Here is a 17770-nt window from a genome sequence, read left to right on the forward strand (position 1 = left end):
CGTTGCCGCTCACACGGATTTACGTGGCCGAACGCTCCGATACGTTTAATAGCGTATCGTTTGCCCGGCGAAAGGCCGGGATTTTTTTCCCCTCTGCCCTGAGGCGCGCGATGCATATTGCGCGCGTTGCTTCGCGACAAACGCTCTACGCTGCTTGCTGCACAAGAAAAACGGCGCGCCCTTTGCGGGGCGCGCCGTTTTTTTGCATCTGCGCTTCTTCGAACCGGCCTGCATGCAGGCCGGTTCAGCAGCATTACTTCTTTTTCTGCGGCGGCAAGTCGGTGCAGACGCCTTCGTACAACTCGGCGGCCATACCGATCGATTCGCCAAGCGTCGGGTGCGGATGAATCGTCTTACCGATATCCGTTGCGTCCGCTCCCATCTCCACTGCGAGGCACACTTCGCTGATCAGGTCGCCGGCGTTCAAACCCACGATCCCGCCGCCGATCACGCGATGCGTTTCCTCGTCGAACAGCAGCTTGGTGAAGCCTTCGTCGCGGCCGTTGGCGATCGCGCGGCCCGAAGCAGCCCACGGGAACACCGCCTTGCCGTACTTGATGCCCTCGGCCTTCAGCTGATCTTCCGTCTTGCCGGCCCACGCCACTTCCGGATCGGTGTAGGCCACTGACGGAATCTGCAGCGCATCGAAGTACGCTTTCTCACCATGAGCCACTTCAGCGGCGACGTGAGCTTCATGCACGGCTTTGTGCGCGAGCATCGGCTGACCGACGATGTCGCCGATCGCGAAGATATGCGGTACGTTGGTGCGCATCTGCTTGTCGACGTCGATGAAGCCGCGATCCGTCACAGCCACGCCTGCCTTGTCCGCGCCGATCTTCTTGCCATTCGGCGTACGGCCGACGGCGACCAGCACGAGGTCATAGCGTTGTGCTTCGGCCGGGGCCTTTTCGCCTTCGAACGACACGTAGATGCCGTCGTCTTTCGCTTCCGCCGCGGTGGTTTTGGTCTTCAGCATGACGTTGGCAAAACGCTTGCTGTTGTACTTCTCCCAGACCTTGACCAGATCGCGATCCGCGCCGGCCATCAGGCCGTCGAGCATTTCGACCACGTCGATCTTTGCGCCGAGCGTAGCGTAGACCGTCGCCATTTCCAGGCCGATGATGCCGCCGCCGATCACCAGCATGCGTTGCGGAATCTGACGCAACTCCAGCGCGCCGGTCGAATCGACCACCCGCGGATCTTCCGGAATAAACGGCAGCTTCACCGCTTCCGAGCCCGCGGCGATGATCGCCTGCTTGAACTTGACGACCTTCTTGCCGCCTTCGGTCTGCACTTCCATGTGATATGGATCGACGAACGAGCCGGTACCCGTCACGACTTCGACCTTGCGCATCTTGGCCATGCCGGCAAGACCGCCAGTGAGCTTCTTGACGACGCCCGACTTGAAGTCGCGCAGCTTGTCGAGATCGATTTGCGGCTTGCCGAACGTGATGCCATGCGCGCCGAGCGCTTCTGCTTCGTCGATAACGAGCGCCGTGTGCAGCAGCGCCTTCGACGGGATGCAGCCGACGTTCAGACAGACACCGCCGAGCGTGGAATAACGTTCGACGAGCACCGTCTTCATGCCGAGATCGGCCGAGCGGAACGCAGCCGAGTAACCACCGGGGCCCGAACCAAGCACGAGCATGTCGCACTCGATATCCGCGTTGCCGGAGAAACTGCCGGCTTGCGGCGCGGGCGCTGTCGCTTTGGGCGCAGGCGCTGCCGCCGGAGCGGGCGCTTTCTCAGGCGCCTTGGCCGGTGCTGCATCTGCGGACGTTTCGACTAGCGCGATGACCGTACCTTGCGAGACTTTGTCGCCGGCCTTGATGCGTACTTCCTTGACGGTGCCGGCGGTATCGCTCGGCACTTCGATGGAGGCCTTATCGGACTCGAGCGTCATCAGCGCCTGCTCGTTCTCGATGACATCACCCGGTTTGATATTGACTTCGACGACATCGACGTCCTTGAAGTCACCGATATCCGGCACTTTTACTTCGACGAGACTCATAGTGTCCCCTTCTCTTATTGATCGTGATGAGACGAAGAACCCAAAAACAAGCAGCCTAAAAGCCGGCAGCGCGGCGAACAGCAACTTCCTTTGCTGTCCGCCCAAGGACGCGCCTTTCTTTTGCCTACTTTTCTTTGGAAGACGCCCCGCAGGAAGTACCCTTGGGGTGCAAAGAAAAGTAGGTGCCGCCCCGCACAGGGGCAACGCTAATAGACCACCAGGAAAGCAGGTTCTACAGAGAGACGCGGATAAAAGACAAAAACAAACAAAACCCGCGCCCCGCGCAACCATCACCAGATCAAAGAATCACACGCCGAAAATCGGCAAGAATCGCACCCAGATACGCATTGAACCGCGCCGCCGCAGCGCCATCAATCACCCGATGGTCATACGACAACGACAGCGGCAGAATCAGACGCGGCACAAACTGCTTGCCATCCCAAACCGGCTTCATCGCACCACGCGACAACCCGAGAATAGCGACTTCAGGCGCATTGATAATCGGCGTGAAGTTAGTCCCGCCAATCCCACCCAGCGAAGAAATCGAGAAGCAGCCGCCTTGCATCTGATCCGGCTTCAGCTTGCCGTCACGCGCAGCCTTCGACAACTCGGTCATTTCCTTGGCGATGTCGATCAAACCCTTCTTGTCCGCATCGCGAATCACCGGAACGACCAGACCGTTCGGCGTATCGGCAGCAAATCCAATATGGAAGTACTGCTTGAACACCAGGTTATCGCCGTCGAGGCTCGCATTGAACGTCGGGAACTGCTTCAAGGCAGCAACCACTGCCTTGATCACGAACGCCAGCATCGTGAACTTCACGCCGGCCTTTTCGTTTTCCTTGTTCAACTGCACGCGCAGCGCTTCGAGATCGGTGATGTCCGCTTCGTCGTTGTTCGTGACGTGCGGAATCATGACCCAGTTGCGATGCAGGTTCGCGCCCGAGATCTTCTTGATGCGCGACAACGGCTTCGGATCGACCGGGCCGAACTTGGTGAAGTCGACCTTCGGCCACGGCAGCAGATTCAATTCGCCGCCACCCGCACCTGCCGGCGCAGCAGCACCTGCCGGTGCAGCGCGTTGACCCGTCATCACACCCTTGATGAAGCCGGTCACGTCCGCTTGCGTAATGCGGCCCTTCGGACCCGTGCCCTGCACCTGCGTCACGTCGACGCCAAGTTCGCGCGCGAACTTGCGCACGGACGGCGAAGCGTGGCTCGCACGGCGAGCACCTCCCTCGCCAGCCTGGATCAACGGCGCTTGGGCAAGCGCAGAAGGCGAAGCCGGAGCAGGCGAAGGAGCAACCGGTGCATCCGACGGCTTCTCAAGCGCTTCCTGCTTCGCCGCAGGTGCGGCAGCCGCAGCGGGCGCAGCAGCACCGTCCGCTTCCAGCACGACGATGACCGAGCCTTCCGACACGTTATCGCCAACCTTGACCTTCAGTTCCTTGACGACGCCGGCGGCCGAGCTCGGCACGTCCATGGTCGCCTTGTCGGATTCGAGAGTCACCAGCGACTGCTCTTTCTCGACGCGATCGCCAACCTTCACCGAGACTTCGATCACGGGAATGTCTTTGTAGTCGCCGATATCCGGCACTTTGACTTCTTGCAGACCACCGCCGCTTGCTGCCGGCGCGGGAGCTGGCGCAGCAGCCGGGGCCGGTGCAGCAGCGGGCGCCGGGGCCGGAGCAGCCGCGCCCGCGCCTTCCAGCACGACGATCAGCGAGCCTTCCGACACGTTGTCGCCAATCTTGACCTTCACTTCCTTGACGACACCGGCAGCCGAGCTCGGCACGTCCATGGTCGCCTTGTCAGACTCCAGCGTAACGAGCGATTGCTCTTTCTCGACGGTGTCACCCGCCTTCACCAGCACCTCGATCACAGGAATATCCTTGTAATCACCGATGTCCGGCACCTTGACTTCGATCGCTTGACTCATTGTTAGTGTCTCCTGGGCCGCGCACGCCACCCGCTCCTGTCGATCAGGAGCAGGCGCGCACGCCGTGGCACACGGGGAATGATGCCTTAGACGGTCATCGGGTTGGGTTTGGCGGGATCAAGGTCGTACTTCTTGAGCGCCTCGGCGACGACCTTGCGTTCGATCGTGCCTTCATCTGCCAGTGCATTCAACGCGGCAACCGTGACCCAGTAGCGGTCGACTTCGAAGAAGTGACGCAGCTTTTCGCGCGTGTCCGAACGGCCGTAGCCATCCGTGCCCAGCACGACGAACTTCTGCGGCACGAACGCGCGGATCTGCTCAGTCAGCGCACGCACGTAGTCGGTCGACGCGATGACCGGACCTTGTGCGTCCTTCAACAGCTTCTCGACGTGCGAGACCTTCTTCTCTTCCGTCGGGTGCAGCAGGTTCCAGCGCTGCACTTCGTGACCTTCGCGAGCCAGTTCGGTAAAGCTCGGCACGCTCCACAGATCGGCAGCGACGCCCCAGTCGTTCTTCAGCAGGTCGGCAGCAGCAATCACTTCATTGAAGATCGTGCCTGCACCCATCAGCTGAACGCGCGGCGCCTTCTTATCAGCTTCAGCTTTGCGGAACGCGTACATACCCTTGATGATGTCGGCCGCTACAGCATCGCCCTGCGGAATCGCCGGGTGCTCGTAGTTCTCGTTCATCACCGTGATGTAGTAGTACACGTCTTCCTGGTCAGCAACCATGCGACGCAGACCGTCCTGCATGATGACCGCGAGTTCGTAACCGAACGTCGGGTCGTAGCTGATGCAGTTCGGCACCGATGCTGCCCACAGGAGCGAGTGGCCGTCTTCGTGCTGCAGACCTTCGCCGTTCAGCGTCGTGCGGCCAGCCGTGCCGCCCAGCAGGAAGCCGCGCGAACGCATGTCGCCCGCCGCCCATGCAAGATCGCCGATACGCTGGAAGCCGAACATCGAGTAGAAGATGTAGAACGGGATCATGATCTCGCCGTGCGTCGAGTACGACGTCGCGGCTGCGATCCAGTCACACATACCACCGGCTTCGTTGATCCCTTCCTGCAGAATCTGGCCGGTTTCCGATTCGCGGTAGAACATCAGCTGGTCGGAATCTTCCGGCACATACTTCTGGCCTTCCTGATTCCAGATACCGATCTGACGGAACAGGCCTTCCATACCGAAGGTACGCGACTCGTCCGGCACGATCGGCACGATGCGCTTACCGAGCGCCTTGTCTTTCAGCAGGATATTCAGGATCCGCACGAACGCCATTGTCGTGGAAATCTCGCGGCCTTCGCCCGTGCCCTTCAGCAACGGCTCGAACGCGTCGAGCGCCGGCACCGGCAGCGACTCGGCCTTCTGGCGACGCGCCGGCAGATAGCCGCCGAGGTCCTGACGGCGAGCGCGCATGTACTCGAGTTCCTTCGAACCTTCTTCGAACTTGAGGTACGGCACGTTGACGAGGTCTTCGTCGGGGATCGGCAGACGGAACTGATCGCGGAATTTCTTCAGCTGATCGACGTGCAGCTTCTTCTGCTGATGGGTGATGTTCATCGCCTGGCCGGCTTCGCCCATGCCGTAGCCCTTGATCGTCTTCGCAAGAATGACGGTCGGCTGGCCCTGCGAGTTCGAGGCTTCCGTGAACGCTGCGTAGATCTTGTGCGGATCGTGACCGCCGCGATTCAGGTTCCAGATGTCTTCGTCGGACCACTCGGCAACCAGCGCCTTCAGTTCAGGCGTATTGAAGAAGTGTTCGCGAACATACGCGCCCGACTCCGACTTGTACGTCTGGTACTCACCGTCGACGACTTCCATCATCCGGCGCATCAGCGCGCCCGACTTGTCGCGTTGGAACAGCGCATCCCAGCGGCTGCCCCAGACGACCTTGATGACGTTCCAGCCGGCGCCGCGGAATTCGCTTTCGAGTTCCTGGATGATCTTGCCGTTGCCGCGCACCGGACCGTCGAGGCGCTGCAGGTTGCAGTTGATCACGAACACGAGGTTGTCGAGGCGTTCGCGACCAGCCATGCCGATTGCGCCGAGCGATTCCGGTTCATCCGTTTCGCCGTCGCCGAGGAAGGCCCAGACCTTGCGGCCTTCGGTCTTCGCAATGCCGCGCGCCTGCAGGTACTTCATGAAACGCGCCTGATAGATCGCCATGATCGGGCCGAGGCCCATCGAGACGGTCGGGAATTGCCAGAAGTCCGGCATCAGCCACGGGTGCGGGTACGACGAGATGCCCTCACCGCCCACTTCCTGACGGAAGTTGTCGAGCTGGTTCTCGGTCAGACGGCCGAGCAGGAACGCGCGCGAGTACACGCCCGGCGACGAATGGCCCTGCACGAACACGAGGTCACCGCCATGTTCAGCGGACGGTGCGTGCCAGAAATGGTTGTAGCCGACGTCGTACAGCGTGGCGGCCGACGCGAACGAAGCGATGTGGCCGCCGACGTTCGTATCCTTGCCCGCGCGCAGCACCATGGCGATGGCGTTCCAGCGCGTGTACGAGCGAATCCGGTGTTCGAGGTCCTGGTCGCCGGGAATCGGCGCCTGACGCGACACGGGAATCGTATTGATGTAGGGGGTGTTTGCAGAGAACGGGAGATGTTCGCCGTGTACACGGGCGAATTCGATCTGTTTCTCGATCAGGTAGTGAGCGCGATCGGGGCCCACAGCAGAAATCACGCCATCCAGCGCTTCCAGCCATTCGCCGGTTTCCTGGGGATCGTCGTCTTTTTCGGCAGCGACATATTTCATGACTTCGTCGGGTACAGCGGACATGCTCGTCTCCTGGATATAGAGGAACGCTCTTTGAACAGACGACGCGGACGAAGCACGGCCGCGGCAGCTTCGGCCGATTGTAAAAGGGGTCCCGACGTCTGCGCAACAAAAATTTCGAATCACGAGATTGATTCTCATAATGCGGAAAATTGTTGCGGCGCAACCTGATTTGACTGCCGATCGACCGATACGTCGGCTAGTTTGCGCCGAATAACGGTTCTTTCAGCGCTTTTTTGCGCCATTTGCTAGTGACCCGCTGCGCTACAATGCCACGCATGTTGACCGAACGGCTTTTCGCTCGCTCGGCGCGCACCGCTGGTTCGCCGGCGGATTCGACGCCGTCCTCCCGCTGGCACCACGGACCGTGGTGGTCGAACTCCTATTTGCTCACGCCGCTGCTGTCGATCCTGGTTTTCCTGGTCGTCATGAGCCTGATTCTGTGGAGCCTGAACCGGCGCGAACAACAGCAGCAGGAAGACACGCTCTACCGCAATGTCGCGTGGGCGCAGCAGCAGATCCGCCTGTCCATGACGGGCGCGCAGGAACAGATTCAGGCCCTCGCCCGCGATCTCGTCGCCGGCCACGCCGATCCGCATTCATTCCAGGTGTCCACCACGGACATCATGCAGGGGCATCCCGAGATCCTCTACATGAACTGGTACACGAGCCTGCAGCAACCGCGCTGGCCCAATACCGCACTCCCCGTGTTCGGCCAGCGGCTTGCCAAGCCGAACGACGCACAGATGGACGAGGCCGTCAAAGCCGCCTTCAACGAGGCGCGCAATACGCGCCGCCAGGTGTACTCGCCCCTGATCTACGACGACCTCGGCAACGGCTACATCACGCTGCAGACGCCGGTCTACCGCGACCGCGACTTCCTCGGCACGATTGCCGCCGTGTTTTCGGTGGAAGGCATCCTGAAGCACGACATTCCGCCCGAGTTGTCGGCGAAATACAAAATCTCGATCATCGACGTGAACAACCGCGAGTTGACTACCACGTCGACCCGCCCGCGCCTGCCGCGCGACATGTTCTACGATCTGCCGCTCGACCCGCCGGGCCAGGGCGTCTCGGTACGCGTCTACGCGTTCCCGCAGATGACCAACTTCACCAACAACACGCTGGTCTGGCTGGTGGCCGGCCTGTCGTGCTTCGTGTTGTGGAGTCTGTGGAGCTTGTGGAAACACACGCGGCAACGCTTCGAGGCGCAGCAGGCGCTCTACGCCGAAGCGTTCTTTCGCCGCGCAATGGAAAACTCGGTGCTGATCGGCATGCGGGTACTCGACATGCACGGGCGCATCACCCACGTCAATCCGGCCTTTTGCCGCATGACCGGCTGGGACGAAAGCGATCTGGTCGGCAAGAACGCGCCGTTCGCTTACTGGCCGCGTGACGCCTACCCTGAGATGCAACGCCAGCTCGACATGACGCTGCGCGGCAAAGCCCCCTCTTCGGGCTTCGAATTGCGGGTGCGCCGCAAGGACGGTTCGCTGTTCCATGCACGCCTCTATGTGTCGCCGCTGATCGACAGCTCGGGCCGCCAGACCGGCTGGATGTCGTCGATGACCGACATTACCGAACCAAAGCGCGCGCGCGAAGAGCTCGCCGCCGCGCACGAGCGTTTCACAACCGTGCTCGAAAGTCTCGACGCCGCCGTCTCCGTGCTGGCCGCTGACGAAGCCGAACTGCTGTTCGCCAACCGCTATTACCGCCACCTGTTCGGCATTCGCCCGGACGGCCATCTTGAATTGGCAGGCGGCGGGTTCGATAGCGCACAGGCGTCGTCCGATTCGATCGATATGGTGGATGCCTACGCGGGTCTGCCGGCCGCCGCGTTGACCGAAAGCACCGCCGACGCGCAGGAAGTCTACGTGCAAAGCATCCAGAAGTGGTTCGAAGTGCGCCGCCAGTACATCCAGTGGGTGGACGGCCACCTTGCGCAGATGCAGATCGCGACCGACATCACCACCCGCAAGCAGGCCCAGGAACTCTCGCGTCAGCAGGATGAGAAGCTGCAGTTCACCAGCCGCCTGATGACGATGGGCGAAATGGCCTCGTCGCTCGCGCACGAACTGAATCAGCCGCTCGCCGCGATCAATAACTATTGCTCAGGAACCGTAGCACTGGTTAAATCCGGTCGGACGACGCCTGACAATCTGCTGCCCGTGCTTGAGAAAACCGCCCAACAGGCGGTGCGGGCTGGCATGATCATCAAGCGCATTCGCGAGTTCGTAAAACGCAGCGAGCCGAAACGGCAGGCTACGCGCGTGGCCGATATCGTCGCCGATGCAGTAGGGCTCGCCGAACTCGAAGCGCGCAAGCGCAAGATTCGCATCGTGACCGATCTGCGCTCGCGCCTACCGGTGATTTACGTCGACCCGGTGCTGATCGAGCAGGTGCTGGTCAACCTGCTGAAGAACGGCGTCGAGGCCATGCACGATGCGCGCCCGAATGCGGTCGACCCCGTGATTCGCGTCGTCGTGCGACTGGAGAGCGGGTTTGTCTGCATCAGCGTCGTCGACCAGGGACCGGGTGTCGACGAAGCGACGGCCGAGCGTCTGTTTGAACCGTTTTACAGCACCAAGTCCGATGGTATGGGCATGGGGCTGAACATTTGCCGTTCGATTATCGAATCGCACCGCGGCCGTCTGTGGGTAGTCAACAACGTCGAATCTGACGGCCACATCACAGGCGCCACGTTCCATTGCAGTCTGCCTATTGGAGAGCCTGACGGCCCGAGCAACGGCGGGTCAGAGGCGCCGACACCACAAACCGTTACGGGAGAGCTATGAACAGCCCAGTCACCACACAGGAAACTGTCTTTGTCGTCGACGACGACGAGGCCGTGCGAGATTCGCTGCGCTGGCTGCTGGAGGCGAACGGCTACCGCGTGCAATGCTTCTCCAGCGCCGAGCAGTTTATCGACGCATGGCAGCCGCATACGCATCCGGGCCAGATCGCTTGTCTGATTCTCGATGTGCGGATGTCCGGCATGAGCGGGCTCGAGTTGCAGGAACGCCTGATCGCCGACAACGCGTCGCTGCCGATCATCTTCGTGACGGGCCACGGCGACGTGCCAATGGCTGTGTCGACGATGAAAAAAGGCGCCATGGACTTCATCGAAAAACCGTTCGACGAAGCCGAACTGCGCAAGCTGGTCGAGCGCATGCTCGACAAGGCGCGCAGCGAAAGCACCAGCGTGCAGCAGCAACGCGCTGCGGCAGAACGTCTCGGCAAGCTGACCGCGCGTGAGCATCAGGTGCTCGAGCGCATCATCGCCGGCCGCCTGAACAAACAGATCGCCGACGACCTCGGCATCAGCATCAAGACGGTTGAAGCGCACCGCGCGAACATCATGGAAAAGCTCAACGTCAACACGGTCGCCGATCTGCTGCGACTGGCGCTGTCGAACAAGCCGCAACCGGCGCAATAAACATAACGACCGCGGCGCAGCCCGCGGGTCGCTATTGCGGTTCAACGGCCGGACTGTCGACTAGTCCGGCTTGCTCCATCCCTCCCCTCTCCCGCTTCGCAACAGCGACGCGCGGCATAGCTCGACGCGCGCGCACCCTCATCCGCTAATCATTACGCATTACTCAGCAAACGCTTACGCTGCGCAGCAATAACTTCTTTCCTCCGACAAGATTGACAAGCTTCACTGCGCCCCTTAATTTATAAAGAACTCCTTAGCAGGAATCTTTGATGCCCGATGAACACAGGACAAGTGTGCTGTCGTTGTCGTATGCGGCGTCGCCATATGGCGCAAATCAGTTAAAGCGGTGCGGCCGCATTGCTGACGCATCAGTCATATCGAACGGTTCAAGCGAAGCTGAGCCGACCCTTACTCGCTTTATTCGCCTTATTCGCCGCCTTCTCCATTCCATCGCGCGAAAGCAACGCAACATGCGCTGCGCATCGATCTCGCGCGTCTAACGCAGCCGGGAGGATTTCATCGTGAAACGATCCGGAACACACCGTTCGCGTGTGTTGCTTGTTTGCGCCGCACTCGCGGGCGCGCCACTCTTCGTCGGTCTGGTCACGCCGGGCGCGGTCTATGCGCAAAGCGCCGCGAAGCTGTCGAACCAGCAACTCGATTCGCTGACCGCGCCCATCGCGCTCTATCCCGACGCGCTGCTTGCGCAGGTGCTGATGGCCGCCACCTTCCCACAAGACGTGCAAGCCGCGGCCGCATGGTCGAAAGCAAACTCGAAATTGCAAGGCGACGACGCCGTCAAAGCGGTCGCGTCCGAGCCCTGGGACCCGAGCGTGCAATCACTCGTCGCCTTCCCGCAGGTCCTCGCGACGATGGCGTCGAAACCCGATTGGGTCTCGCAACTCGGCACGGCCTTTCTTGGCCAGTCGAATGACGTGATGGACTCCGTGCAACGCCTGCGCAAACAGGCGCAAGCGGCGGGCAATCTGAAGACGAGCTCGCAACAAAAGGTCGTGGTAGAGCAAAGCACGATTCAGATCGTGCCGGCCAATCCACAAGTGGTCTACGTACCTACCTATAACCCGACTGTGGTCTACGGCACATGGCCCTATCCCGCCTACCCGCCCGTGTATGTGCCACCGCCGCCCGGTTATGCAATCGCAAGCGGTTTGGCGGCCGGCCTTGCGTTCGGCGCCGGTGTCGCGGTTGCCAATTCGCTGTGGGGTGGCTTCAACTGGAACACGCACGACGTCAACATCAACGTGAACCGGTACAACAACATCAATGTGAACAACCGGCTCAACGTGAATAGCAACACGACGAACTGGAACCGCAACACCAACGTCAATCGCAACGTCAACAACGCGAACATCAACCGCAACGTCAACAACAACCTCGGCGGCGCACAGCGCGATGCCTATCGCGGCCGTGACGACGCCGCCCGCGCCCAGGCGCAGCAGACCTTGCAGAACCGAACCGGCCAGAACCTGAGCGGCAATGCGAGCCAGCGCGTGCAAGGGATTCACCAGGGCGGCACGCAGAACGCCGATTTGCAGAACCGCGCACAGAATGCCAATCGCGATAACGCGTTGCGCGGCGCCGGTGACGGCAATGCCGCGCGGCAGGATACGCAACGCGGCGAGGCGAGCCGCAACGCTGCGGCGAACCGCTCCGGCGGCGGCCTCGGTGCCAACGGTGGCGGTCAGCAGCGCACGAGCGGCGGCCTCGGTGCAAACGGCGGTGGCGTCCAGCGCGGCGGCGGTGGCAACTTCGGCGGCGGCGGTGGTGGCGGCAGACTGGGCGGTGGCGGCGGCGGTGAGCGTCACCTCGGCCGCAACCGTTGAACGATCAAGAGGAGTCTCTGATGATTCGCTTATTCCCACGCGGCGCCTTGCGCGCCCACGTTCTGACACTCGCCGTCGCCCTCGGCACGACCGGCACCCTGCTGGTTGCGCCGGTACTTCTGCTCGGCACGACCGCCGCGCACGCCCAGGCGGTCTATCCCACTGCCGACGACGCTGCCAATGCGTTCGTCGACGCCTTGGCCCGCAACGACGAAGGTGCGCTCAAACACGTGCTCGGCAACGATTTTCATCGCTACATTCCCTCCGAGGGAATCGGCGAGGACGACATCTACCAGTTCCTCGGCGCATGGTCGAAGGGGCATCAGATCATCGAGGACCCAGCGAAGAGCAAGGGTCGCGCAACCGCGCATCTGGCAGTCGGCGACAGTGGCTGGACCTTGCCGATCCCGCTCGTGCAGGCTGGCAAGGGTTGGCGTTTCGATCCGCCCGCCGCGCAGGACGAGATGCTGACACGCAGGATCGGCCGCAACGAACACGCGGCGATCCTGACCTCGCTCGCCTACCTCGACGCGCAAAACGATTATCACAACCTGACCCAGCACTACGCACAACGCTTCGTCAGTACGCAGGGCCAGCATGACGGCCTGTACTGGGCGACGGCGCCCGGCGAAACGGAAAGCCCGCTCGGACCGCTTGCCGCCACCATGCCCAACGGCACCTTGCCGAAAGAGGCCTACCACGGCTACCACTACCGGATCCTGACGGCACAAGGTGCGCACGCGAAGGGGGGCGCGCAGAACTACGTCGAGAACGGCGTGCTGACCAAAGGATTCGGCCTGATCGCCTCGCCGGCCGAGTACGGCAAGACCGGCGTGATGAGCTTTATCGTCAATCAGGACGGTCAGGTCTATCAGAAGAACCTTGGGCCGCAATCCGCGCGTGCCGCGGCCGCCATTAAATCGTTCGACCCGGACGATAGCTGGCAGGCCGTGCAGGAGTAGCGGGAGAAGTCGCTCGACGGTTGGAGGCATCGCGGATTCCGGCGCGCCCGCGCACCCGGAATCCGTGCATGGCACGGCAAGCCGGGCCGGTATAATGACGGACTTTGCAGCGCTGCTTATCCCTGATTCGCGCCGCGCGCTTTTCATGTGCCGACCCGTTTTCGGTGAAAAGCGCCATCGCACGTGCCCCGCACGCGCGCCTGTGCCCTGCTCCGCTTTCCAAACCGCCCTTCTCGACCGACCATGACAGCCAAACTGATCGACGGCCTAGCCCTTTCCAAGACCCTGCGCGCCGACGTCGCCACGCGCGCCGCCGCCCTCACTGCCCGCGGGCATCAGCCGGGCCTCGCCGTGGTGCTGGTCGGCGACAATCCAGCCAGCGAAGTCTATGTGCGCAACAAGGTCAAGGCGTGCAATGACAACGGCCTAGGTTCGTCGTTCGACCGCTATCCGGCCGATCTGCCGGAAGCCGATCTGCTGGCGCGCATCGACGAGCTGAATCAAGATCCGCGCATCCACGGCATTCTGGTGCAACTGCCGCTGCCGCCGCATATCGACAGTCACAAGGTGATCGAGGCGATCGCCCCGGAAAAGGACGTCGACGGTTTTCACGTCGCCAATGCCGGTGCGCTGATGACCGGCCGGCCGCTGTTCCGCCCGTGCACGCCCTACGGCGTGATGAAAATGCTGGCGGCCTACGAGATTCCGCTGCAAGGCGCGAACGCGGTGGTGATCGGCCGCTCGAACATCGTCGGTAAGCCGATGGCGCTGCTGCTGCTCGAAGCGGGCGCTACCGTCACGATCTGCCATAGCAAGACGCGCGATCTGGCTGCCCATACCCGCAACGCCGACGTAGTGGTCGCCGCCACGGGCCTGCGCAACATTCTCACGGCAGACATGGTGAAACCGGGTGCGACTGTGATCGACGTCGGCATGAATCGTGACGAAGCCGGCAAGCTGTGCGGCGATGTGGATTTCGCGGGTGTCAAGGAAGTGGCCGGCTACATCACGCCGGTGCCGGGCGGCGTCGGTCCGATGACCATTACGATGCTGCTCGTCAACACGATCGAAGCCGCCGAGCGCGAAGCGGCGGCGAAGGCGTAAAGCCGAGGACTCATGCCGGCGAAATGATTTCGCCGGCATGGCATGTAAACCGTCAAACCCCGGCGTCAAACCAGGGTAACAAGCGCCGGTTGCAGACATCGGCGCCAAACAGGACACTCACCGCGTCGCTATCCCAGCGCCAAGCGTCGTTGACCGGCGCGCAAGACGCCCGCGGCACCACCTCAGCACCGGCCTCTCCACGAAGTGCCACGACAGTGCCGCGCACAGCAGGATGAACGGTGCCGCGATCAGTACCGCCGTCACATGGCTCAACTGCGGCGCGATATTCGCGACGCATTGCTGCACCATGAAGCCGTACAGATAAATCCCATACGAGTAATCGTGGCGCGGCACGAAACGCCGCAAGAGCGGCGTCGCGCCTACCCACAGCACGCCGTAAGCAAAAGCCAGATAAAACAACGCTTGAGCGCCGGCCGTGTCGCGGAACACCAGAAACACCATCACCAGCGCGAGCGCGGTCAGGCCATTGATGTCAATCCTTTCGCGCCAGCCGTACAGCAGCATCCCAAGCATGAAAAACGGTTCCGGCCAGAACGAATAGCCGCCGGGCGTTTCGCTGAAATCACGCAGGCCGATCTGCAGATGCGGCAGATGCACGCGCAAAACGAACGCGGCGCAGCCGAGCGCCGCCGCCAGCGCCGCGCCCCGCGCGCTGGACAGCAACCCCAGCATGCCGGTCACCATCACGATGAGATAGCAGCGCACTTCGATCGGCAACGTCCACAGCGGCGCGCAGACGTCGACGGGAAAGCGATTGTGCTCGAATACACCGGGCACCACCCAGCCGGTTTTCAGCACGATGATGGAAAAGTTGTCGAGATTGGCCCACGTCACGCCCGAGGCGAAATAGTCGCGCAACGGCAGTGTCGTAAACAGCGGCCCGACAATGAAGATCGTCACCAGCGTGCCGCCCGCCACTGCCGGCCACAGGCGCGCAATGCGCAACACGACGAAACGCGGCACCGAGCGTTGCCGGTCGAAACTGGCAGTCACCAGCATGCCGCTCAGCAGAAAAAACGCATAGACGCCGAGTGCGCCGAAACCGTCGAAGCCGAGCGCGTTCTGGACCCAATCCGTGGTGCCGTCGGGCGCCTGTATCAGATACGAATGACCATACACCACGGCGATGGCGGCAAGGAGCCGCACGAGATCGAAGTTGTTGCCGTTGCGCGATAGAGCGTCCGAAAGCGGGTTCATCGATTCCTCTTACAGAAAGCGTCACTAACGGGTGCCGACGCGCCAGAATGCGGCATGGCAGCAATTTGCACCGTTCGCTTTCGCACAGAGCGCCATAGCGCAGCGGCGCGGCGGGCTCAGCGAATCGGGTGCAACCGGTGGCGCATGTATTGCGGCCACCGGAACTGCGTGTGGCACCCGCTCCTCCGGGCACAGTCGCGCGACATCTGATAATTTGTCTACCGACGGATTGGAATCGGCGCGCCCTGCCCCAATAATGTCCCTATGGAGTGTCATTGGGGCGTCATCGCGCGCCCGTCGATGCACCGATTACCCGTTCACCCGCGTCAGACAGGAAGCCTTATGTCCACTACCCCCTCGAAGCACGACAATCCGCTCCTCGATTTCTCCGACCTGCCGCGCTTTGGCGAAATCCGCCCCGAACACGTCACCCCCGCCCTCGATATCCTGCTCGCCGATGCGGCCGCCGCCGTCGAGCGCGCCGCCCAGCCCATCACGCCCGCTTCGTGGGCTGATGTGGTCGAGCCGGTCGAACGCGCGACCGAGCCGCTGTCGCGCGCCTGGGGCGTGGTCGGCCATCTGAACGCCGTGGCGGACACGCCGGAACTTCGCGCCGTGTACGGCGAGAACCTGCCGCGCGTCACGGAGTTCTGGTCGAGCGTCGGCCAGAATCTCGCCCTCTATGAGAAGTACAAGGCGCTTTACGCCAGCAGCGATTTTTCCTCGCTGACTGGCGAGCGCAAGAAAATCCTCGGTAATGCGCTGCGCGATTTCCGCCTGTCGGGCGCGGAATTGCCGGAAGACCAGAAGCCGCATTTCGCCGAATTGCAGGAAAAGCAGGCGGGATTGTCGAAAGCATTTTCGGATCACGTGCTCGACGCAACGAACGCGTACGCCTATCTCGTCGAAGCGGGCGATGAAGCGCAACTGGCCGGCCTGCCCGAAGACGTGATCGAAGCCGCGAAGGAAGCAGCCGAACGCGAAGGCAAGACCGGCTACAAATTCACGCTGCATTTCCCGTCGTATTTTCCGATCATGCAGTACTCGGAAAATCGCGCGATGCGCGAAACGATATACCGCGCCTATGTGACGCGCGCGTCGGAACTCGGTCCGCAATATGGCAACGGCAAGCCGGAATGGGACAACACGGCCGTGCTCGCCGATCAGTTGAAGCTGCGCGCCGAAGAAGCGCACATGCTCGGCTACAACAACTTCGCCGAAGTCTCGCTCGCGCCGAAGATGGCCGAGTCGCCGGCGCAAGTCATGGCCTTCCTCGAAGACCTCGCCACGCGTGCGCGCCCGCACGCTGAACAGGACTGGAAGGAACTGCGCGAATTTGCAGCGAACGAACTCGGCATGGCTGAGCTGCAACCGTGGGACATGACGTTTGCCGCTGAACGTCTGCGTCAGAAGCGCTATTCATTCTCCGAGAACGAAGTCAAACAGTACTTCCCGGAAGACATCGTCTTCAAGGGCCTCTTCAAGGTCACCGAAACGCTGTTCGGCGTGCGCATCCGTCGCGACGAAGCAACCGTGTGGCACCCGGACGTGCGCTTTTTCCGCGTCGAGAATCAGGACGGCGGCCTCGTCGCGCAGTTCTATCTCGACCTGTATGCGCGCGAAGGCAAACGCGGCGGCGCATGGATGGACGATGCACGTGGCCGTCACAAGCACACGCACGGCAGTGTGCAAACGCCGGTGGCGTATCTGACCTGCAACTTCTCGGCGCCGGTCGGCGGCAAGCCCGCCTGCTTCACGCATGATGAAGTGATCACGCTGTTCCACGAGTTCGGCCACGGTCTGCACCATATGCTCACGCGTGTTGATGAACTGGGCGTGTCGGGTATCAACGGCGTCGAGTGGGACGCGGTTGAATTGCCGTCGCAATTCATGGAGAACTTTTGCTGGGAGTGGGACGTGTTGAGCGACATGACCTCGCACGTCGACACCGCCAAGCCACTGCCGCGTGATCTGTTCGACAAGATGCTCGCCGCGAAGAATTTCCAGAGCGGTCTCGGCACGCTGCGCCAGATCGTGTTCTCAATGTTCGACATGCAACTGCATACCGGTTTCGATGCGTCCGGCACGAAGAACGCCACCGAACTCGCGAGCGAGATCAACGAGCGTTTCCACGTGGTGCCGCAAGCTTCGTTCTCGCGTTGGCCGAATACGTTCAGCCATATTTTCGCGGGCGGTTATGCAGCAGGCTACTACAGCTACAAGTGGGCTGAAGTGCTGTCCGCCGATGCGTATGCCGCGTTCGAAGAAGCCGCACAAGCCGCGAGCGGCAGCGTGCTCGATCAGGCAACCGGCATGCGCTATCGCAAGGAGATTCTGGAAGTCGGCGGCAGCCGTCCCGCGATGGAGTCGTTCAAGGCGTTCCGCGGTCGCGAGCCGAGTATCGATGCGCTGCTGCGCCACAATGGCATGACGCCTGCCGCGACGCATTGAATCTTGCGTTGAAGCATTCGGCGGC

Annotated in this window: 10 protein-coding genes; 6 read left to right on the top strand and 4 right to left on the bottom strand. The window is 61.9% G+C overall.

The genetic code is table 11. The features are described from left to right. Positions 1 to 253: 253 nt before the first annotated feature. The 3 genes from lpdA to aceE form a co-directional block, all read right to left on the bottom strand. The gene (gene lpdA, locus PQQ86_RS12220; protein ID WP_408266896.1) at positions 254 to 2011 is read right to left on the bottom strand and encodes a dihydrolipoyl dehydrogenase; all 1758 of its coding nucleotides are present in this window, start codon (positions 2009 to 2011) and stop codon (positions 254 to 256) included. A 298-nt stretch (positions 2012 to 2309) separates the two neighbouring features. Then, entirely contained in the window at positions 2310 to 3950 is a 1641-nt protein-coding gene (gene aceF, locus PQQ86_RS12225) for a dihydrolipoyllysine-residue acetyltransferase (protein ID WP_408266898.1), read from the bottom strand. An 86-nt stretch (positions 3951 to 4036) separates the two neighbouring features. Next, positions 4037 to 6733 carry a pyruvate dehydrogenase (acetyl-transferring), homodimeric type gene (aceE, locus tag PQQ86_RS12230; protein ID WP_408266900.1) on the bottom strand — a complete coding sequence of 899 codons (2697 nt, stop codon included), beginning with the start codon at positions 6731 to 6733 and terminating at the stop codon, positions 4037 to 4039. A 275-nt stretch (positions 6734 to 7008) separates the two neighbouring features. Between aceE and fixL the strand changes: the two genes are divergently transcribed. The 5 genes from fixL to folD all read left to right on the top strand — a co-directional run bounded on the left by fixL (position 7009) and on the right by folD (position 14076). Continuing rightward, positions 7009 to 9525 (top strand): oxygen sensor histidine kinase FixL, encoded by a 2517-nt coding sequence (gene fixL / locus PQQ86_RS12235; protein WP_154566152.1) that lies wholly within the window; start codon positions 7009 to 7011, stop codon positions 9523 to 9525. After that, on the top strand, positions 9522 to 10166 hold the full coding sequence (gene fixJ, locus PQQ86_RS12240) for an oxygen response regulator transcription factor FixJ (RefSeq protein ID WP_011488992.1): 645 nt from the start codon (positions 9522 to 9524) through the stop codon (positions 10164 to 10166). Before fixL ends, fixJ begins: the two co-directional genes overlap by 4 nt. Positions 10167 to 10687: 521 nt before the next feature. Next, entirely contained in the window at positions 10688 to 12010 is a 1323-nt protein-coding gene (locus PQQ86_RS12245) for a DUF3300 domain-containing protein (RefSeq protein ID WP_408266902.1), read from the top strand. 20 nt (positions 12011 to 12030) lie between these two features. Then, entirely contained in the window at positions 12031 to 12972 is a 942-nt protein-coding gene (locus tag PQQ86_RS12250) for a DUF2950 domain-containing protein (protein ID WP_211706219.1), read from the top strand. A gap of 243 nt (positions 12973 to 13215) precedes the next feature. Further along, complete coding sequence (gene folD, locus PQQ86_RS12255) at positions 13216 to 14076, top strand: bifunctional methylenetetrahydrofolate dehydrogenase/methenyltetrahydrofolate cyclohydrolase FolD (RefSeq protein WP_408266905.1); 861 nt, start codon at positions 13216 to 13218, stop codon at positions 14074 to 14076. Positions 14077 to 14193: 117 nt separating this feature from the next. On the opposite strand, the gene PQQ86_RS12260 is transcribed toward folD, so the two are convergent. Further along, the gene (locus tag PQQ86_RS12260) at positions 14194 to 15294 is read right to left on the bottom strand and encodes an acyltransferase family protein (RefSeq protein ID WP_408266907.1); all 1101 of its coding nucleotides are present in this window, start codon (positions 15292 to 15294) and stop codon (positions 14194 to 14196) included. A 342-nt stretch (positions 15295 to 15636) separates the two neighbouring features. Here PQQ86_RS12260 and PQQ86_RS12265 point away from each other — a divergent pair, with 342 nt between their 5' ends. Further along, positions 15637 to 17745 carry a M3 family metallopeptidase gene (locus PQQ86_RS12265; RefSeq protein WP_408266909.1) on the top strand — a complete coding sequence of 703 codons (2109 nt, stop codon included), beginning with the start codon at positions 15637 to 15639 and terminating at the stop codon, positions 17743 to 17745. Positions 17746 to 17770: the final 25 nt, after the last annotated feature.

Origin of the sequence: Paraburkholderia sediminicola (assembly GCF_046026675.1) — a bacterium.
GTDB lineage: Bacteria > Pseudomonadota > Gammaproteobacteria > Burkholderiales > Burkholderiaceae > Paraburkholderia > Paraburkholderia sediminicola_F.

Coding starts and splice junctions, on each gene's coding strand:
- lpdA (WP_408266896.1), bottom strand. CDS start 2,011: ATGAGTCTCGTCGAAGTAAAAGTGCCGGATATCGGTGACTTCAAGGAC.
- aceF (WP_408266898.1), bottom strand. CDS start 3,950: ATGAGTCAAGCGATCGAAGTCAAGGTGCCGGACATCGGTGATTACAAG.
- aceE (WP_408266900.1), bottom strand. CDS start 6,733: ATGTCCGCTGTACCCGACGAAGTCATGAAATATGTCGCTGCCGAAAAA.
- fixL (WP_154566152.1), top strand. CDS start 7,009: ATGTTGACCGAACGGCTTTTCGCTCGCTCGGCGCGCACCGCTGGTTCG.
- fixJ (WP_011488992.1), top strand. CDS start 9,522: ATGAACAGCCCAGTCACCACACAGGAAACTGTCTTTGTCGTCGACGAC.
- PQQ86_RS12250 (WP_211706219.1), top strand. CDS start 12,031: ATGATTCGCTTATTCCCACGCGGCGCCTTGCGCGCCCACGTTCTGACA.
- folD (WP_408266905.1), top strand. CDS start 13,216: ATGACAGCCAAACTGATCGACGGCCTAGCCCTTTCCAAGACCCTGCGC.
- PQQ86_RS12260 (WP_408266907.1), bottom strand. CDS start 15,294: ATGAACCCGCTTTCGGACGCTCTATCGCGCAACGGCAACAACTTCGAT.
- PQQ86_RS12265 (WP_408266909.1), top strand. CDS start 15,637: ATGTCCACTACCCCCTCGAAGCACGACAATCCGCTCCTCGATTTCTCC.